General features: G+C 71.4%; 16 protein-coding genes and 1 riboswitch. Of the genes, 12 read left to right on the forward strand and 4 right to left on the reverse strand.

All coding sequences use genetic code 11. The features are described 5' to 3' along the window. The first annotated feature begins 81 nt into the window (after positions 1–81). The gene (locus ACFWSK_RS12315; protein ID WP_383783855.1) at positions 82–948 is read left to right on the forward strand and encodes a hypothetical protein; all 867 of its coding nucleotides are present in this window, start codon (positions 82–84) and stop codon (positions 946–948) included. A gap of 156 nt (positions 949–1,104) precedes the next feature. After that, entirely contained in the window at positions 1,105–1,872 is a 768-nt protein-coding gene (locus ACFWSK_RS12320; protein WP_383783857.1) for an HNH endonuclease family protein, read from the forward strand. A 73-nt stretch (positions 1,873–1,945) separates the two neighbouring features. Here the strand turns inward: ACFWSK_RS12320 and ACFWSK_RS12325 are convergent, their stop codons facing one another. The 4 genes from ACFWSK_RS12325 to ACFWSK_RS12340 form a co-directional block, all read right to left on the reverse strand. Further along, complete coding sequence (locus ACFWSK_RS12325; protein WP_383783859.1) at positions 1,946–2,584, reverse strand: ATP-binding cassette domain-containing protein; 639 nt, start codon at positions 2,582–2,584, stop codon at positions 1,946–1,948. After that, positions 2,581–3,087 carry a hypothetical protein gene (locus ACFWSK_RS12330; protein ID WP_383783861.1) on the reverse strand — a complete coding sequence of 169 codons (507 nt, stop codon included), beginning with the start codon at positions 3,085–3,087 and terminating at the stop codon, positions 2,581–2,583. Before ACFWSK_RS12330 ends, ACFWSK_RS12325 begins: the two co-directional genes overlap by 4 nt. A 246-nt stretch (positions 3,088–3,333) precedes the next feature. Continuing rightward, positions 3,334–4,077 (reverse strand): hypothetical protein, encoded by a 744-nt coding sequence (locus tag ACFWSK_RS12335; protein WP_383783863.1) that lies wholly within the window; start codon positions 4,075–4,077, stop codon positions 3,334–3,336. A gap of 82 nt (positions 4,078–4,159) precedes the next feature. Beyond that, entirely contained in the window at positions 4,160–5,002 is an 843-nt protein-coding gene (locus tag ACFWSK_RS12340) for a DUF4352 domain-containing protein (RefSeq protein WP_383783865.1), read from the reverse strand. 274 nt (positions 5,003–5,276) lie between these two features. Here ACFWSK_RS12340 and ACFWSK_RS12345 point away from each other — a divergent pair, with 274 nt between their 5' ends. The 10 genes from ACFWSK_RS12345 to ACFWSK_RS12390 all read left to right on the forward strand — a co-directional run bounded on the left by ACFWSK_RS12345 (position 5,277) and on the right by ACFWSK_RS12390 (position 17,894). Continuing rightward, complete coding sequence (locus ACFWSK_RS12345) at positions 5,277–7,568, forward strand: N-6 DNA methylase (RefSeq protein ID WP_383783867.1); 2,292 nt, start codon at positions 5,277–5,279, stop codon at positions 7,566–7,568. Positions 7,569–7,664: 96 nt separating this feature from the next. Further along, positions 7,665–8,336: a hypothetical protein gene (locus ACFWSK_RS12350; protein WP_383783869.1), complete on the forward strand. Its 672-nt coding sequence runs from the start codon at positions 7,665–7,667 to the stop codon at positions 8,334–8,336. Continuing rightward, complete coding sequence (locus ACFWSK_RS12355; protein ID WP_383783871.1) at positions 8,333–9,886, forward strand: protein kinase; 1,554 nt, start codon at positions 8,333–8,335, stop codon at positions 9,884–9,886. Before ACFWSK_RS12350 ends, ACFWSK_RS12355 begins: the two co-directional genes overlap by 4 nt. A 173-nt stretch (positions 9,887–10,059) precedes the next feature. Beyond that, positions 10,060–10,716, forward strand: a complete 657-nt coding sequence (locus ACFWSK_RS12360; protein WP_383783873.1) for a SurA N-terminal domain-containing protein — start codon at positions 10,060–10,062, stop codon at positions 10,714–10,716. Positions 10,717–10,750: 34 nt separating this feature from the next. Next, the gene (locus tag ACFWSK_RS12365; protein WP_383783875.1) at positions 10,751–11,725 is read left to right on the forward strand and encodes a nucleoside triphosphate pyrophosphohydrolase; all 975 of its coding nucleotides are present in this window, start codon (positions 10,751–10,753) and stop codon (positions 11,723–11,725) included. 397 nt (positions 11,726–12,122) lie between these two features. Further along, complete coding sequence (locus tag ACFWSK_RS12370; RefSeq protein ID WP_383784042.1) at positions 12,123–13,388, forward strand: cytochrome P450; 1,266 nt, start codon at positions 12,123–12,125, stop codon at positions 13,386–13,388. Positions 13,389–13,493: 105 nt separating this feature from the next. Continuing rightward, a complete protein-coding gene (locus ACFWSK_RS12375) occupies positions 13,494–14,480 on the forward strand; it encodes a transglycosylase family protein (RefSeq protein ID WP_383783877.1) in 987 nt (328 codons plus the stop codon). A 290-nt stretch (positions 14,481–14,770) separates the two neighbouring features. Then, positions 14,771–14,942: riboswitch (cyclic di-AMP (ydaO/yuaA leader) on the forward strand. A gap of 3 nt (positions 14,943–14,945) precedes the next feature. Then, positions 14,946–15,659 (forward strand): transglycosylase family protein, encoded by a 714-nt coding sequence (locus ACFWSK_RS12380; protein ID WP_383783879.1) that lies wholly within the window; start codon positions 14,946–14,948, stop codon positions 15,657–15,659. A 360-nt stretch (positions 15,660–16,019) separates the two neighbouring features. Continuing rightward, positions 16,020–17,300, forward strand: coding sequence for a phosphopyruvate hydratase (gene eno, locus ACFWSK_RS12385; protein WP_383783881.1), 1,281 nt, complete (start codon positions 16,020–16,022; stop codon positions 17,298–17,300). A gap of 123 nt (positions 17,301–17,423) precedes the next feature. Then, positions 17,424–17,894, forward strand: a complete 471-nt coding sequence (locus ACFWSK_RS12390) for a septum formation initiator family protein (RefSeq protein ID WP_383783883.1) — start codon at positions 17,424–17,426, stop codon at positions 17,892–17,894. Positions 17,895–17,951 lie beyond the last annotated feature (57 nt).

Here is a 17,951-nt window from a genome sequence, read left to right on the forward strand (position 1 = left end):
GCGCACTCTGGGAATCCAAGGGGATCTAGTCACTGGCAAGATCAGGGTCCCTCGCGCCGTGACGTTCCGGGAGGCGGAGACATGTCCGAAGAGCTGGGCCGTGTGCGTCAGATGTGGCACCTGCTGGAGCCCCTGCACGCCGTCCTCTACTACGCGCCCGAGGCCCGCGAGGAGGCCGCCGCGCTCGGATACGCCGTCGACGAGCGCTGGCCCGGCTACTTCGCCTGGCGTGCCGCGCCGCTCGGTGCGGCGGAGGAGCGCCAGGTCGTCGACACCTTCTACAGCTTCAGTCCGGCGATGGTCCGCCGGTACGTCCCGGCCGTCTGGTCCGTCGCCGCACCGGAAGCGGTGCTCGCGGCCCGGACGAGGGCGGTCGACCGTACGTACCGCACGCTGCTCGCGCAGTGGACCGACGGTCCGGAGCTCGCCGAGATCGCCGCACTGGTCCGTCGCGCGGCCGAGGCGGCGGAGGTGAAGGACCGGCCGCTCGCCGAGGCCAACGCCGCACTGCCCTGGCCGGACGCCCCGCACCTGGCGCTGTGGCAGGCCGCGACCGTCCTGCGCGAGCACCGGGGCGACGGGCACATCGCGGCGCTCGTCGCCGCGGGCCTCGACCCGGTCGAGTCACTGGTCTCCTTCGCGGGTGTCGGCGCGGCACGCCCCGAGGTGTTCGAGAGCCGGGGATGGAGCGCGCAGGAGTGGGCGGCCGCGCGCCAACGGCTGGAGACGCGCGGGCTGTTGCGGCCGGACGGCATGGCCACCGAAGCGGGCCGCGCGCTGCGCGCGGAGGTGGAGCGGCGTACCGACGAGGAGGCGGCCGGACCGTGGGCGGCCCTCGGACAGGAGGGCCGGGAGCGGCTGGTGGAGTTGCTGGGGCCCTTGTGGGTGGCGGTGCTCGGAGCCGGGCTGCTGCCCTCGGAGACGACGCTCGGGATCGGGAAGGTGTGAGCCCGGTGCGGGTCGCACGGGGTCCGGTGGCATGTGATCCGGGCCCCATCCGGGCGGGTCGTCCGTCTTGAACGGCCCCTGACGGGGAAGACGTCCGTACGATTCCCGGGTCCGGCTTTCTCCCCGTCAGGATGGCTCCGAGTGATATCTGCCCGCATGTACCGAGTGGCGCTGCCCGCCCTGAGCGCGGCCGTCGCGCTGTCCCTGGCCGGCTGCGACCCCCTGACGACGGAGGGCGGGAGCGAGGGCGCGAGCAGCGCGGCGAGCGGCGGCGGACAGTCGGGTGAGGGCGTCGGAGCCAGTCCCCTGAGCAACCGGGACGGTACGAAGCCGGGGCTCGCACCGCTCACCTCCGAGGACGACAGGGCCGCCGCCCGCAAGCTCATCGGGGGCGTGACCACCAAGGGGCGCGGGCCGCGCACCGGTTACGAGCGGGACGAGTTCGGTTATGCCTGGATGGACACGGCAGATGGCGTTCCGCTCGCTCGGAATGGTTGTGACACTAGAAACGATCTGCTGAATCGCGATGGTGAGGACGTGCGTTTCCGTGCGGGCTCCGACTGTGTGGTCGTCTCGATGACGTTGGACGACCCCTACACCGGCCGCACCATCGAGTGGCGCAAGCAGGACGCCATGGAGGTACAGATCGATCACGTGGTGCCGCTGTCGTACAGCTGGCAGATGGGTGCGGCCCGTTGGCCGGAGAGCAAGCGCAGGCAGCTGGCGAACGACGTGCTCAATCTGCTTCCCGTCGAAGGCCGCGCCAACTCGGCGAAGCAGGACTCCGGACCTGCCTCCTGGCTACCGCCGAAGAAGCGCATCCGCTGTGCGTACGCGGTGCGGTTCGCGCAGGTGGCGCTGAAGTACGAACTGCCCGTCACCAGTGCGGACAAGGACATGATGCTGCGGCAGTGCGGTGCTTGATCACCCAGGGGGTGGTTGACGGGGGCGGTGCTCAGGAGCGGTCCCGCTGTCCGTTCCGCGAAGAGCGTGCTGATCAGCCGCTGTCCTTGAGCCCCATGAGGACGGTGTTCGCCTCTTCGGCCAGGTCGGCTATGTCGTGGGTGGACATCAGTACCGGGATACGGGCGGCGACCTTCCGGACCACGTCTCGGAACACCGTGCGCTGGTGCGGGTCGAGGCCGGCCGTTGGCTCGTCGAGGAGGATCACTCGTGCGTCGTGGGCGAGGGCGCAGGCGATGCCTACACGGCGGAGCTGGCCTCCGGAGAGCTTGGCCGTCTTCTGGCCGCTCTGCTCGGTGAGGCCCACCTGGTCGAGGACGGCTTCGGCGCGTTCCCACGCGCTGGTGCGATCCTCGCCCTTCAGCCAGGCCACGTATGCCACGTACTCGCGGGCCGTCAGCTGCCGTGACGTGGGGACCCGCTGGGGCAGCCAGGCCACGTGGCGGCGGTATTCGCGGCTGGCGGAGGTAAGGGCGGAGTCCTTGAGCAGGACTCTGCCGGCCAGCGGTTCCACCGTGCCGGCCAGGAGGGACATCGTGGTCGACTTGCCTGCCCCGTTGGGGCCGAGCAGGATCGTCAGGCCCTCGCCGGGGACTTCGTAGCTGAAGCTGGAGAGAACGGGGCGCTCCCAGCGGTGGTAGCGGAAGGTGACGCGGTCGAGCAGCAGAGTCATCGATCGATCCTTGGACAGCAGATGAGGGAGAGAAGCCCGGTCAGGAAGACGGCGACGGCCCCCACGGCGGCGTGGGTGACGTGCGGTGCCTCGGTGACGATCACCCAGGGGTAGGGGTCGTCGCGGCTCCTGCCGCCGAGGAACATGGCCTGGATCATCCAGAAGACGGGGAGCAGGGGCGCGCGGTGGCCCATCAGGGGCCAGGCTCCCAGGGCGAGTCCGCAGAAGAGCAGGTTGTTCCGTGCCGCCACCAAGGTGGCCTCCGATCCCAGGAGTGCCATTCCCGCAGCCACCGCTGTCACCAGGAACGCGAAGCCGGACACCAGCATGTTGTCTCGCGCATCGAGTCGGCGGACGGCGGAGCGTTCCACCGGAGGCATCCGCCTTTCGAGGCAGGCGATCAAGGAAATGCTCGGAATGAGGGAGACGAAGTTGCTGAGTTCCGTCACCATCGCGTAGTTCCCCAGGAACGAGGGGAAGACGACTCCCGCACTGCTGGTCACGCTGACGCCCCGGACGTGATGATCTTGTGAGGCGGTAGCGCGTCAGGACGCGATCCAGGCCGGTGTGGACCTGCCGATGAGGTCGAGGCGCGCGTTACGGGAGCGGCTTCGATGCCGGCACGGAACGGTTCGGGCGTGTGGCCTGGGGCATCGGTCCGGCGTGCTCGTCGCGACGGACTGCGTGGGCTCCGCCGTACGCCAACAACTCGTCCCCCGTACACCGTTGTGTACGGGGGACGAGCGGGCTCAGAGGGTGGCGGGCTTCTTCGCCGGGACGGGTCTGCCGAACCCGGAGAACTCCACGGTCAGCGGTGGCTCCCCCTGCTCGGTGACGCGCATCTTCAGGAGGTAGGGCGTGCCCTCGGTGGCGACGCTCGCCGTCCAGGACTCCCCGGCGGGACCACCCGAAGCGCCGGACCCGTGGGGCGTGCCGGTCAGGGTGAGGGCCGGCCGGCCGCCGATCGGTACCCGCTCGCCCTTGTGCGCGGTGTCGCTCCGCGCCGCCAGGCGGTCGAGCAGACGCCGCGGATCGCAGTAGCGCAGGCTCTCCGTCGTGCGCCGGCCGTCGGGTCGCGCCTTCACCCATCGGCCCGTGAGCTTCTTGACGTCTGCCTCCGCGTCGCCGCGCGGACGGTCCGCCGAGGCCGCCCGCAGCATCGCCTCGTCCGACTTCGTGTAGACCGTGCCGTCGGCCCGGACCAGCTCCATGGTTCCCGCCGTTCCCATGGAGAACGTCACCGTGCACGCGCCGCGCGCTCCGGTCGCGACGAACACCTGGACCGGGCCGTCCGCCGACTCCGTCGTCACGGCCAGTCGTACGGACGTGGCGGCCCTCGTCGCGGCAATCGCCTTGCTGGTGACCTCCGGGGCGGTCAGCCCTGCGAACGGGGCCTGCGCCTCGGGGTCTTCGAGGAAGGAGCCGCAGGCGGCGAGCCCGGACACCGCGACGGTGCAGAGAACGGCTGCGGCGGTGCGGGCTACGGGGTGCATGGTGCGGGCTCCGGGGGTCAGGGGTGTATCGGGGCTCGGGCCGGGGACGCGGGCACGGGTGCCCGGCGGTCGGGGAGCGGGGTCAGAGCTTCAGCTCCCACTGGCTGGCGTCCCAGTCGAGGCCGGGGCTGACCTCGACGGTCAGGTTCTTGGCGTCCGCCGGAGTGTCGAAGGCGAACTGCACCGTGACCTTCTTGCCCGGCAGGACCGTGCCGGTGAAGCCCTCGCCGACCTTGCCGTCGAAGATCTGCTCGGCACTCACCCCGTCCTCGCCGGCCCGGGCGTCGACGCTGACGAGCACCGCGTCGAACTTCTCCTTGGTCTTGTTCTCGACGACCACGGAGACCTTGTAGGCGCGGTTGCCCTTGGTGTGACCTGCGGCGTACGCGTCCGGGGTGTACGCGGCGGCGTTGCCGACGGTGATCTCCAGGCCGTCGTCGTACACGGCGGTGTCACGTTCTTCCAGGAGGTCGGCCGGGGGCTCCTCCTCGTCCGCCGGGGCGTCCGTGGCGTCGTCGGTCTTCTCCGGGGCCGGCTCGTCCTTCGTGGCGCCCGGGTCAGCGGTTGCGGAGGAGCCCGACGACGCCTTGTTGATCTCGTCCACCGCGTCGTCCACGGCCTTGAACGTGATCACCGCTCCGACCACCGAGAGGATCAGCGCGAGGAGGCCGAGTACGGCGCCGAAGGTGGTGACGCCCTTGTTGGTGGCCTCGCCGCGCTTCACCCGGCCGCGGCCGGTCAGCCCCAGGATCAGGGCGATGAGGCCGAGGATGCCCGCCAGCCAGAAGAAGAAGGGGATCAGGCCGGAGACGGTGCCGATGATGCCGAGGACGAGGGCCGCGGTGCCCAGACCGTTGCGGGCGGACCGGACGCCGGGCGTCTGGTCGGGGGCGAACGGCTGCTGGGGCTGTGTGAACTGGGACATGGGTGTGCCCTCCGGCAAATGCAGGGATGAGTGGTGAGCGGTTCTGCACACCGCTTGTTCTGCGGTGACGAGTCAATAAGACCAGAGCCTGTGAACCGAGTCAACACGGTTCACGAGCAAGAGGTTCATCCACACTGTGAAGTGGTGTCGCGCGGGTGAGTCGGTATGCTCGCCGACACAGCTCTCGGGCGGCAGGGCGGCAGGGCGGCAGGGCAGCAGGGCAGCAGGGCGGCATGGCAGCAGCGGGCAGAGCAGCGGAGCAGGGAGGCAGTCAGTGCCGGAGAACACGACAGAGGTGACCGCGGCCGGGATCGCCCGGCTCGCAGGGGTGGGGCGCGCGGCCGTCAGCAACTGGCGCCGCCGCCACGCGGACTTCCCCAAACCGGTCGGCGGCACCGAGACGAGCCCTTCCTTCGCCCTGACCGAGGTCGAGGAGTGGCTTCGTGACCAGGGCAAGCTCGCCGAGGTCCCGTTGCGCGAGCGTGTCTGGCAGCAGGTGTCCGGCCACCCGGCCGGTGCCGTGACCGCCCTGATCCACACCGGCTGCGCCCTCCTGCTCGTACGGGACAGGCCCACCGCATGGCTGGAGATCAGTGCCGTGTCGGACGAGCGGATGGCCGCCGTGCTGCCGGTGGCCCTGGAGGACGTCCTCACCGCGCGCTTCGGGCCGGATGCCGGGCAGGCTGCTGCCGCGGGGCAGCCGTTGGACGGCGCCCCCGTGCCCCCTGCTCCGGCCCCGGCCCCCGGCGGGCGGGCGGTTCACACACCTGATGCTTCCGGCCTGCTGCCCTCCGTTCCGCTGCTGCGCGCCGCCGCCGAGCTGGCCGCCGAAACGGGCGCCCGGCAGTGCTTCGAGTTCCTGTTCGGCCGCCAGCTCGACGCCAACCCCCGTCAGTACACGCTCACTCCGCCCGGACTCGCCGAACTGATGGCGGACCTCGCGGAGCCCTGGAAAGAGGCCGACAAGCAGCCGGGCAAGCCCGCCCGCACCGTCCTCGACCCCGCGGCCGGAACGGGCGCCCTGCTGCGCGCGGTGAGCCGGCCCGCGGCCCTGTACGCGCAGGAGGCGGACGCCGATCTCGCCGCGCTCACGGCGCTCCGTCTCGCCCTCCGGTCCGAGGGGTCGCGGACCGAGAGCGCGGCCATCGCGGTACGCACGGGCGACACCCTGCGGGCTGACGCCTTTCCGCGGCTCGTCGCCGACACCGTGCTCTGCCACCCGCCGTTCAACGAACGCAACTGGGGCCACGACGAGCTGGCCTACGACCCGCGCTGGGAGTACGGCTTCCCCGCGCGGACCGAGTCCGAACTCGCCTGGGTCCAGCACGCGCTGGCCCATCTCCGCGAGGGCGGCACCGCCGTTCTGCTGATGCCTCCGGCCGCCGCCTCCCGCCGCTCCGGGCGCCGCATCCGCGCCGATCTGCTGCGCCGCGGCGCGCTCCGCGCGGTCATCGCGCTCCCCGCGGGGGCCGCACCCCCGTACGGCATCCCGCTCCACCTCTGGGTGCTGCGCAAGCCCGGCAGCGGTCTGCACCCCACGCCCGAGCTCCTGCTCGTCGACACCGCAGACCCGGCCGAAGCGGCCGGCGGGGCGGGGGCCCAGGCGGGCGGCGGCCGGGACCGGCTCGACTGGCCGGCCGTGCGGAACGCCGTACTCGACGCCTGGCAGACGTTCAGCCGGCAGGACCGGCAGGACCGGCAGGACCGGGCGGACCACGCCACGGACCCCGGCGCCCCCGCCGACACCACGCCCACCACCTCCACCGGCACACCGGCCGGCACCGTCCACCCCGGCACCCGCCCCGGCCTCAGCCGCGCGGTCCCCGTCATCGAGCTCCTGGACGACGACGTGGACCTCGCCCCGGCCCGCCACCTCCCGCGCCCCGCGGCCGGCGGCGGAGCGGCCGAACTGACCGGCGTACGGGAGCGGCTGGCCGACACCCTGCGCGTCACCGCACGCCTCACCCCGCCGCCCGCCGACCTCTCGGACCCGGCGCGCTGGCCCCTCACCACCGTCGGCGAACTGGCCCGCGCGGGCGCCCTCCAGCTGCGTACCGGAGGCTCGGGCACCGGAACCGCCCCCGTCCTCACGGAACACGACGTCCTCGGCGGCACGCCCCCGAGCGGCGCGCTTCCCGCCGCCCAGCCCGAAGGCGCCACAGACGAACCACTCCACCTCAAGACCGGCGACGTCGTCGTGCCCGTGCTCGGCGGCGGCTCGGTCGCCCGGGTCGTCGACGAGGCCACCGCGGGCGCCGTCCTCGGCCGCAACCTCCAGCTGCTGCGGCCCGACCCGGCCGCCCTGGACCCCTGGTTCCTGGCCGGTTTCCTGCGCGGCACCGCCAACAACCGGCAGGCCAGCAGCTACGCCTCCACCGCTACCCGGCTCGATGCCCGGCGGATCCAGCTCCCGCGGCTGCCGCTGGCCGAACAGCAGCGGTACGGGGAGCAGTTCCGCCGGCTCGCCGCGTTCGAGGAGGCGCTGCGGACGGCCGGCCGGCTCGGCGGGCTCCTGGTGCAGGGGATGTACGACGGGCTCACGGACGGCACGGTCGCCCCGAAGTGACGTGAACCACAACGGTTGTGCACAACTCGGGGCCCGGTGTCCGTGTCGGTGTATACGCTCACTGCACACGTCCGACACGCCCTCCAGGAGCGTCACATGCACGGCTACGGCTATCCGCCGGAGCAGCCACCGAAGCGTCGCCCGTCCTCGGGAGCGCTGACGGCACTGCGCGTGCTTTTCGTGGCGCTGACCGTGCTGAGCTGCGGACTTCTGGGCTGGGCCGCGATGCTGCGGCTCGCGATCGTGACCCGCAAGGGGCGCGACTGGGCCCTGGTCGCGCTCGTGTTCGCGCTCAACACAGGACTTCTCGCGTTCATCATCGCGATGCCGGAGGACCCGGACAGGACGACCGACGCGGAGGCGTTCATCGGGGTCGCCTGGATCGGCGGCGTCATGGTCGGCGTGATCACCTACTACCTCTACGCGGAGATCAACCACTACGGCCCCGCGGGACCGTACGGCAGCCTCCGCCCGCCCCTGCTCCAGCCGCAGGGACAGCAGGGGCAGGCCCAGGGGCACGGGCAGTACGGCGGCTACACCCCGCATCCGCAGACCCCGCCGCCCCACACCCAGCAGACCCACACCCCGCCGCCCCCGGGCCGGCAGACCCCGCCCGCGCCCGTCCCGGCCCCCGGATACGGCTACCCGCCCGCCGTGCCCCCGTCGGCCCACACCCCACCGCCCGCCACACCGAAGCGAATCGACCAGGTCCGCGCCGAGCTCGACGAGCTGAGCGACTACCTCCGTAAGGAGGGCGAGGGCCGGTGACCGGGCGCGTCATCGCCGGGCGGTACGAGCTGGCGACCATCCTCGGCCAGGGCGGCATGGGCCAGGTGTGGACGGCGTACGACCAGCGGCTCGACCGCCGGGTCGCCGTGAAGCTGCTGCGTCCGGACCGGGTGGCCGGGCCGGCCGGCGACGCCGCCGGCGAGCTCCGCCGCCGCTTCGTCCGCGAGTGCCGGGTCACCGCACAGGTCGACCACCCCGGGCTGGTCACCGTCCACGACGCGGGCAACGACGGCGACGACCTCTTCCTGGTCATGCAGTACGTCGAGGGTGCCGACCTCGGCGACCATCTCGCCGAACAGGACCCGTACCCGTGGCCCTGGGCCGTCGCGGTCGCCGCGCAGCTCTGCGCCGTGCTGTCCGCCGTGCACGCGGTGCCGATCGTCCACCGCGACCTGAAGCCCCGCAACGTGATGGTCCGGCCCGACGGGACCGTCACCGTCCTCGACCTGGGTGTCGCCTCCGTCCTGGACACCGACACGACCCGGCTCACGCACACCGGCTCACCGATCGGTTCCCCGGCCTACATGGCCCCGGAGCAGGCGATGGGCGGCGCCGTCGGCCCGTACACCGACCTCTACGCCCTCGGCGTCCTCCTCCATGAACTCCTCAGCGGAGACGTCCCGTTCGCGGGTTCCACGGCGCTCGGCGTCCTGCACCGCCACCTCTACGAACCTCCGCTGCCGGTCCGCCACCTCAGATCCGAGGTCCCGGCGCAGCTCGAAGCGCTCGTCCTGCGACTGCTCGCCAAGGACCCGCAGGCCAGGCCGGCCTCCGCCCAGGAGGTGTACGAGTCGCTCGCACCGCTGCTGCCCGCCCGCGGAGCTCCTGCCGGACCGCTCGACCCGACCCGGCCCTTCCTGCGGCCTCACGCCCCGTGGCCGGACCGGGCCTCCACCCCGGCTCCGGTGTCCGTGCCGCCGCCGTCCACGGCGGGTGCCCGCACCGGCTCCCCGGCGCACGCCCGCCCGGACGTCGCCCGCGCCGTCGACGAGGTGAAACAGCTCCTCGTCGAGGGCCGGATCACCCAGGCCGTGGACATCCTCGGAGGCATCCTCCCGGCCGCCGCGGCCGAACACGGGGAGCACTCACCCGTGGTCCGCATCCTGCGCAAGCAGTACGCGGCCACCCTGATGGACGACGGGCAGTACCGGCGCGCACTGCCCGAGCTGCGCCGTCTCGCCGACGACCGCTCGGCCGAGGCGGGCCCGGCCGATGTCCAGACCCTTCAGTTCCGTTTCGACGCGGCGCAGTGCCTGGAACAGATGGGCGAGCCCGCCGCCGCACTCGCCGAGTACCGCGCCGTCCTCCCGTACTACGAGAACACGTACGTCACCGCCGACCCCGGCCGTGCCTTCGACATCCGGCACCGCATCGGCCATCTCCTGCTCGCGGTGGGCGATCACGCGGCGGGGCGCGGACAGTTGCAGACACTGCTGTACGACGCGGAACGGACCTACGGGCCGCACCACCCGCTCCCCGTGGAACTGCGCAGGCAACTGGAGCACCAGCAGGACGTCCGAGGCGGCTGACGGCGCGGACCGCGGTGGCCGGACGCGTGCCCCGAAGGGCCCGCGGGCGCGCCGCATCCCCAACTCCTCCCGAATCGTTGGTCGAATCAGTGGCCCCAACCACATCCACTGCCTAACATCGATCACCGCAAGGCTTTGTGCACTGATGCACAAACTCTCCCCGGGAGGCTCCTTTGCACCGCCGCCGTCGCACCGCGCTCTCCGTATCAGCCGCACTGCTCGTCGGGGTGCCGCTCCTCTCCGCCTGCGGGAGCGAGGCCCATCCGGGCGCTGCCGCCCTGGTCGGCGGGGACCGCATCGAGGTGTCCGCGCTCCAGGCACAGGTCGCGGACGTCCGCAGCGCGCAGGCGAGCTCGGCGCAGTCCGCGCAGCTGGTGAAGAACTCCGGACAGCTCAGCCGCGCCAAACTGCACGGGATCATCTTCGGGCGGATTCTGGACCGGGCCTCGAAGGACGCGGGAGTGACGGTCAGCCGCAAGGAGATCCAGGAGATGCGCCTGGCGGCAGCCGCCCAGTCCGGCGGTGACAAGCAGCTCCAGGCGATGATGCTCCAGCAGCGCTGGGTGGCCCCCGGCCAGATCGATAACGATCTGCGCCGCGAGGTGCAACTGCCCAAGCTGGCAGAGGCGCTCGGCGCCGACCTGTCCTCGCCCGAGGGCCAGAAGGTCGTCGGACAGGCGCTCGCCAAGGCGTCGAAGACGCTCGACATCGACGTCAATCCGCGCTTCGGCGTCTGGGACGACGAGCAGATCCAGCTCGGCGACTACAAGGCCCCGTGGATCACCCAGGCCACCGAGTTCGAGCAGCCGGCCCCCGAAGCAGGCGTCTGACCGGGGCCGGTACGGACCGAGGTAGGTTCGAGGGGTGAACGCTGAAGCCCCCGGCGACCCCGGCCGTATCGTCCTGCTCACCGCCAGCCACCGGGTGGCACCCGGACTGCTGTCCTGGCCCGCCTGGCAGACCCTGCACGCGGCGGACCGGGTGCTGTGCGGCGAGCCGCACCACCCGCAGCTGCCGTATCTGCGCGAGGCGGGCGTCACGGTCGAGCACGGTGTGCCCTCCGCCCAGGAACTCGTCGACGACTGCGTCGGCGGCCGGACCGTGGTGGTGCTGGTGGGCGGCGAGGGGAACCAGCCGCTGACCGACGGGCTCGCCCGGCTCGGCGGCTCGGGCCGGGTGCAGATGCCGGACCTGGAGCTGCTGCCCGGTTCGTACGATCTGCCGGGTGCCCGCCTCCTCGATCTGGTCCAGGTCATGGACCGGATCAGGCTCGTCTGCCCGTGGTCCTCGCAGAAGACGCACAAGGGGCTGGCCAAGTACGCCATCGAGGAGGCGTACGAGCTCGTCGAGGCCATCGAGGACGGCGACCGGGACGAACTGCGCGAGGAGCTGGGGGACGTCCTGCTCCAGGTCGTCTTCCACGCCCGGATCGCGCAGGAGGACCCCGACGAGCCGTTCGACATCGACGACGTCGCGGCCGGCCTCGTGGAGAAGCTGATCCACCGCCACCCGCATGTGTTCGGTGACGAGAGCGCCGAGACTCCCGAGGACGTCCACGCGCACTGGCAGCGCACCAAGGCGATCGAGAAGCAGCGCGACTCGGTCACCGAAGGCGTCCCGCTCGGCCAGCCCGGCCTTGCTCTGGCCGCCAAGCTGGGCAGCCGCGTTCGCGGTGCCGGGCTCGATGTCGCGCTCCCCGCGGGTGACTCCATCGGGTACGAACTCCTCGCCCTCGCCGTACGGGCCGAACAGGACGGAACCGACCCGGAGGCCGCCCTGCGCGCGGCGGCCCGCACCTACCGCGACGAGATCCTGGCGGCGGAGGGCAACCCCCGCTAGTACCTGGAGGCACGGGACGAACCGGCCGAGGAGATCGAACGGCTCACCGGATGGCGGTCGGCAAGGCGCTGGAGACCGGGCACCACGCCGCCGGGCGGGCGATCGCGGAGCTGCGGTCGGGGGACGGGGAGGCGGCGGCTAACGTCGAGGGGTGAACGACAGCCCCGCCGACATCCCCGCCGCGAGCCCTGCGGACAGCTCCGCAGACACCCCCGCCGACGCCCCCGCCGACGCCCCGGGGGACAGCTCCGCCGAGTCCGAGTCCGAGTCCGAGTCCGAGTTCGGGACCGGGACCGGGAGCGGGATCGGCACCGCCCCCGGCTCCGTGGCCCCGACCGGCCTCCCCGACGGTTCCCCCACAGGGTGTCCCGTCGGCCATGCGGCCGGAAGCCCCGCGATCCCCGCCGCCCCCGAGCTCTTCACCTGGGAGTTCGCCACCGACCCGTACCCCGCCTACGCCTGGCTGCGCGAGCACAGCCCCGTGCACAGGACGACGCTGCCCAGCGGGGTCGAGGCGTGGCTCGTGACCCGGTACGCGGACGCCAGGCAGGCGCTCGCCGACACCCGGCTGTCCAAGGACCCGGCGAACCATGCCGGATCGGCGCACGCCAAGGGCAGGACGGGCATCCCGGGGGAGCGCAAGGCGGAGCTGATGACGCATCTGCTGAACATCGACCCGCCGGACCACACCCGGCTGCGCCGCCTCGTCGCCAAGGCGTTCACCCCGCGCCGGGTTGCCGAGTTCGCGCCACGCGTGCAGGAGCTGACGGACCGGCTCATCGACAACTTCGTGGCGGAGGGGAAGGCGGACCTCATCCACGACTTCGCGTTCCCGCTGCCCATCTACGCCATCTGCGACCTGCTCGGCGTCCCGCCGGAGGACCAGGACGACTTCCGCGACTGGGCGGGCATGATGATCCGGCACGGCGGCGGCCCGCGCGGCGGGGTGGCCAGGTCGGTGAAGAAGATGCGGGGCTACCTCGCCGAACTGATCCACCGCAAACGGGAGAATCCGGGTGACGACCTGATTTCGGGTCTGATCCGGACGAGCGACCACGGCGAGCACCTGACCGAGAACGAGGCCGCCGCGATGGCGTTCATCCTTCTCTTCGCCGGCTTCGAGACAACGGTCAACCTCATCGGCAACGGCACGTACGCCCTGCTGCGCAACCCCGGCGAGCGCGAACGGCTCCAGCGCTCGCTCGCCGCGGGGGAGACGGACCTCCTGGCCACCGGCCTGGAGGAACTGCTGCGGTACGACGGCCCGGTGGAGCTCGCCACCTGGCGGTACGCCACGGAGCCCGTCACCCTCGGCGGACAGGACATCGCCGCCGGGGACCCCGTACTGGTCGTCCTCGCGGCCGCCGACCGGGACCCGGAGCGATTCCGCGATCCGGACACGCTGGACCTCGCGCGGAGTGACAATCAGCACGTGGGATACGGGCACGGCATCCACTACTGCCTGGGGGCCCCGCTCGCCCGGCTGGAAGGACAGACCGCACTGGCAACGCTGCTCAGGCGCCTTCCTGACCTGCGCCTTGCGGTGGAACCTGCCGATTTGCGGTGGCGCGGCGGGCTGATCATGCGCGGACTGCGCACCCTTCCGGTGGAGTTCGCACCCGGCCCGCGCGCCGCGCAAGGTGACACTCTGTCAATACCGTGACTTTCACGTGATCTCCGCTGCATCGACTTGTGACACACGTTCGAGTCCCGCTAGGTTCACCGTTCATCACAGCAGTCACATGTCAGTCACACGGAAGGCAATCCCATGGGCTCCGCGAACGGCAGACACCGCCGCCCTCGCCAGGCACCCGCCATCGTCGTCGCCGCAGGCGTGACGGGATCGGCCATCGCCATCCCGCTGCTCGGCGCGACCGGTGCGCACGCCGCAGACGCCTCGACCTGGGACCGGGTCGCCGAGTGCGAGAGCGGCGGCATGTGGAGTGCGGACCTGGGCAACGGCTACTACGGCGGCCTGCAGTTCTCCCAGGACACCTGGTCGGCGTACGGCGGCTCGGCGTACGCGCCCCGCGCCGACCTCGCCAGCCGCTCGCAGCAGATAGCCGTCGCGGAGAAGGTCCTGAAGGACGAGGGGCCGCAGGCGTGGCCGAGCTGCGCGGTGATCTCCGGGCTCGCGCTGGACGGGACCCTGCCGGGCGTAGACCCGGGCGGCGTGCCCTCCGCCGACCCGTCGGACTCGCTGCTGCCGTCCGGCACTCCGTCGGACGACGCGAAGGACGAAACGAACAAGCAGGACAAGGTCGATAAGTCCGGCGAGTCCGGCGAGTCCGGCGAGTCGGACGCAGCGGTCGAGTCCGACAAGAACGGCGTGACCGGTGAGGCGGCCGATTCCGAGGGCTCGGGCGCGACGGCGCCGCCCTCCACCACGCCGTCTCCCGAGGCGTCCGACGCTCCGGCCGTCGCGGACCGGAGCGGCGGCAAGCACCGCGGCACGCCGGCCCCCGAGGCGACTCCGGACGCGGACCGGGACAGCGCGCGTGACTCCGGCCGGCACGCCTCGCGCGGTGACGGCCAGGCGCGCGACACGGGTGCGGCGCTCCCTGACGAGGGCTACACCGTCCGGCCCGGCGACAACCTCTGGGCGATTGCTGACGCACAGAAGGTTCCCGGCGGCTGGACCGAGCTGTACGAGGCCAACAAGAACGAGCTCGGCTCCGACCCGGACCTCATCCTTCCCGGCCAGAACCTCGATCTGGGGCTGACGGACGCCACGGATGGCTCCAAGCGCAACTGATCCAATTCGGGAAAACGCCCTAAAATCGAGGGCAGTTCAGGGGCCTATGTCCACTTATACGTAAGTGAGACATGGGTCTCTTTGCTTCAACTGTCGCGTCGCGTCCGGGTGGTGCGTCCACGCCCCCTCCGACCTGCGAAAACGTTCATCCATCCGGGGCAAGTAAGGGACGAATGGCCGGTATGTCCCTCTTTGAATGTCGGGGTTGCCTATGTTTACGGTCGGAACCGCTCGCACCGCGGGCCCCGTCGACCGTCACGCCGAATCCTGCCGTCGGTCGAAGGGAACAGACGCGTAAAGCGCCGTAGGCAGGAGCGGGGGACCCAGGTAAGCGCCGGGCCCGATCGTCGGGAGACGACTCAGGACCGGCTTGGGGTGAAGTCGCGCGCTAGGACGTGCGACCGGGCAACTCACTTGGCCCGAACCCGACAGCTCACCTCGTAGGCGTCGGTGAGGAGAAGCTCCATGCTGTTTTCCAGCAAGGCCAAGCACCGCCGCCCGTCCAAGGCCGCCCGTGTCGTCACGCTCGCCGGTGTCGCCGGTGCCGCCGTCGCCGTCCCGCTGATGGGTGCGACCGGCGCCTCCGCCGCCTCCGTCGCCACGTGGGACGCCGTCGCCCAGTGCGAGTCCGGTGGCAACTGGTCCATCAACACCGGCAACGGCTACTACGGCGGTCTGCAGTTCTCGCAGTCCAGCTGGGCCGCCGCCGGCGGTACGCAGTACGCGTCCCGCGCCGACCTGGCCACCAAGTCGCAGCAGATCGCCACCGCCGAGAAGCTCCTCGACATGCAGGGCCCGGGTGCCTGGGCCTGTGCCGGCGCCGGCAACCTGACCAACGACGGTGTGGACCCGGGTGTCGACACCGGCTCCGCGCAGGCCGGCGGCGACGAGCAGCCGCAGCAGCAGGCCCCCGAGCGTGCGGCCGAGCAGCCCACCACGCGCAGCGAGCAGCGCACCGCCCCGAAGGCCGAGGCGCCGAAGACCGTCACCACCCCGACCGGCGAGAAGGTCGAGAAGGGTGACGGCGAGTACAAGGTGAAGACCGGCGACACCCTCGGCAAGATCGCCGCGAAGCACGACGTCAAGGGCGGCTGGGAGAAGCTGTTCAAGCTGAACGACGACATCGTCAAGGACGCCGACCTGATCTTCCCGGGCCAGCAGCTCCACCTGACGAAGTAGTACCTGGGACTCTCCTCCCCCCCCGGGAGGGTGTCCGGCGGCATCCCTCCCGCTCTGCTCCCCGACCCGGTGCGCTCTCCCCCGTGCGCGCCGGGTCGGGGTCATTCCGGCCGCGGGCGTACCGCCGAACGGGTCCGGCTCGCACGGTCCCGGGAGCGCTGATCGTTCAAGTGTTGTAGTTACTGGTCAGTAGATTTCTGGACCTTTGCCCGTTAATGCATGCCCTTGGGTCCTTTTTCGTCCCAGGGGACGGGCGCCCGGCTGGCCGATGGGGCCCGGCCGGATAGGCTCATGCCGCAAGGCCACAGTGACCACAGTGACCCTGCACAACCAGTGTCATATCCCAGAAGGAGATGCCTCGTGCCGTCCATCGACGTCGTCGTAGCCAGGGAAATCCTCGACTCCCGGGGCAACCCCACGGTCGAGGTCGAGGTTGGCCTCGACGACGGCAGCACGGGACGTGCTGCTGTTCCGTCCGGCGCCTCCACCGGTGCGTTCGAGGCCATCGAGCTTCGCGACGGAGACCCCAACCGCTACATGGGCAAGGGCGTGGAGAAGGCCGTCCTCGCCGTCATCGAGCAGATCGGCCCGGAGCTCGTCGGGTACGACGCCACCGAGCAGCGCCTCATCGACCAGGCGATGTTCGACCTGGACGCCACCGAGAACAAGGGCTCGCTCGGCGCCAACGCCATCCTCGGCGTTTCGCTCGCCGTGGCGCACGCCGCCTCCGAGGCGTCCGACCTGCCGCTCTTCCGCTACCTCGGCGGCCCGAACGCGCACCTGCTGCCCGTTCCGATGATGAACATCCTGAACGGCGGCTCGCACGCCGACTCCAACGTGGACATCCAGGAGTTCATGATCGCGCCGATCGGTGCGGAGTCCTTCTCCGAGGCCCTGCGCTGGGGTGCGGAGGTCTACCACACGCTGAAGAAGGTCCTGAAGACCAAGGGCCTGTCCACCGGTCTCGGTGACGAGGGCGGCTTCGCCCCGAACCTGGAGTCCAACCGCGCCGCCCTGGACCTCATCGTCGAAGCCATCAAGGAAGCCGGTTACGTCCCGGGCCGCGACATCGGCCTCGCGCTCGACGTCGCCGCGTCCGAGTTCTACAAGGACGGCTCGTACGAGTTCGAGGGCAAGTCCCGCTCGGCCGCCGAGATGACCGAGTACTACGAGGAGCTCGTCTCCGCGTACCCGCTCATCTCCATCGAGGACCCGCTGTACGAGGACGACTGGGCCGGCTGGAAGGTCATCACCGAGAAGCTCGGCTCCAAGGTGCAGATCGTCGGTGACGACCTCTTCGTCACCAACCCGGAGCGCCTGGCCCGCGGCATCGAGGAGGGCTCCGCGAACGCCCTGCTCGTGAAGGTCAACCAGATCGGTTCGCTGACCGAGACCCTGGACGCCGTCGAGATGGCCCAGCGCAACGGCTTCAAGTGCATGATGTCGCACCGCTCCGGTGAGACCGAGGACGTCACGATCGCCGACCTCGCCGTCGCCGTGAACTGCGGTCAGATCAAGACCGGCGCCCCGGCCCGCTCGGACCGCGTCGCCAAGTACAACCAGCTGCTGCGCATCGAGGAGATCCTCGACGACGCCGCGGTGTACGCGGGCCGTTCGGCGTTCCCGCGCTTCAAGGGCTGATCACCGGCTCCCGGGGCTGACCACCGGCCCTTCGCGGGCCGAAGTCACCAGCCTCCGTCCGTCCCCGCACTCGGTCCCGTACCGTGTGCGGGGACCGACGTGTGTAATGGGGAGGCGTGAGAGATGGCCGGGAAGGACCGCGACCGGTTCTCCACCGCGACCAGGCTGCGACTGCTCGGTGAGCAGACCGCGGCCCGCGTCTACCGGTCCCAGAACCGGCGCCAGGCCCGCCGCTCCCGGCTCACCGGCCGCGCCGCGTTCCTCGCCCTGGTCGTCTGCTCCCTCGTGGTCGCGCTCGCGTACCCGGTGCGGCAGTACGTCTCCCAGCGCGAGGAGATCGCCGACCAGGAGCGCCTGTCGCAGGACGCACGCCGGCGGACCGAGGAACTGCGCGACGAGAAGGCGCGGCTGAAGGACGACGCGTACATCCGGCGGCTGGCCCGCGAGCACCTTCACTACGTACTCCCGGGGGAGACCGGTTTCACCGTGATCGATCCCGACGCGGCCGAGGACCGCCGCGGGGAGCCGGGCACGACGGACCGCGCCTGGCACTCGAACCTCTGGGACGGCGTGGACACCGCCGACCGCGACTGACCGGCAGCACGCGACCGACCCGCACCACCCGCGCCACCCGCATCATTTGAGAAGCAC

Source organism: Streptomyces sp. NPDC058620, from assembly GCF_042717135.1.
In the GTDB taxonomy this organism is placed as follows: domain Bacteria; phylum Actinomycetota; class Actinomycetes; order Streptomycetales; family Streptomycetaceae; genus Streptomyces.

Excerpts from the sequence above, each read along its gene's own strand:
- ACFWSK_RS12315 (WP_383783855.1), top strand. The coding sequence starts at position 82 with ATGTCCGAAGAGCTGGGCCGTGTGCGTCAGATGTGGCACCTGCTGGAG.
- ACFWSK_RS12320 (WP_383783857.1), top strand. The coding sequence starts at position 1,105 with ATGTACCGAGTGGCGCTGCCCGCCCTGAGCGCGGCCGTCGCGCTGTCC.
- ACFWSK_RS12325 (WP_383783859.1), bottom strand. The coding sequence starts at position 2,584 with ATGACTCTGCTGCTCGACCGCGTCACCTTCCGCTACCACCGCTGGGAG.
- ACFWSK_RS12335 (WP_383783863.1), bottom strand. The coding sequence starts at position 4,077 with ATGCACCCCGTAGCCCGCACCGCCGCAGCCGTTCTCTGCACCGTCGCG.
- ACFWSK_RS12340 (WP_383783865.1), bottom strand. The coding sequence starts at position 5,002 with ATGTCCCAGTTCACACAGCCCCAGCAGCCGTTCGCCCCCGACCAGACG.
- ACFWSK_RS12350 (WP_383783869.1), top strand. The coding sequence starts at position 7,665 with ATGCACGGCTACGGCTATCCGCCGGAGCAGCCACCGAAGCGTCGCCCG.
- ACFWSK_RS12375 (WP_383783877.1), top strand. The coding sequence starts at position 13,494 with ATGGGCTCCGCGAACGGCAGACACCGCCGCCCTCGCCAGGCACCCGCC.
- ACFWSK_RS12380 (WP_383783879.1), top strand. The coding sequence starts at position 14,946 with ATGCTGTTTTCCAGCAAGGCCAAGCACCGCCGCCCGTCCAAGGCCGCC.
- ACFWSK_RS12390 (WP_383783883.1), top strand. The coding sequence starts at position 17,424 with ATGGCCGGGAAGGACCGCGACCGGTTCTCCACCGCGACCAGGCTGCGA.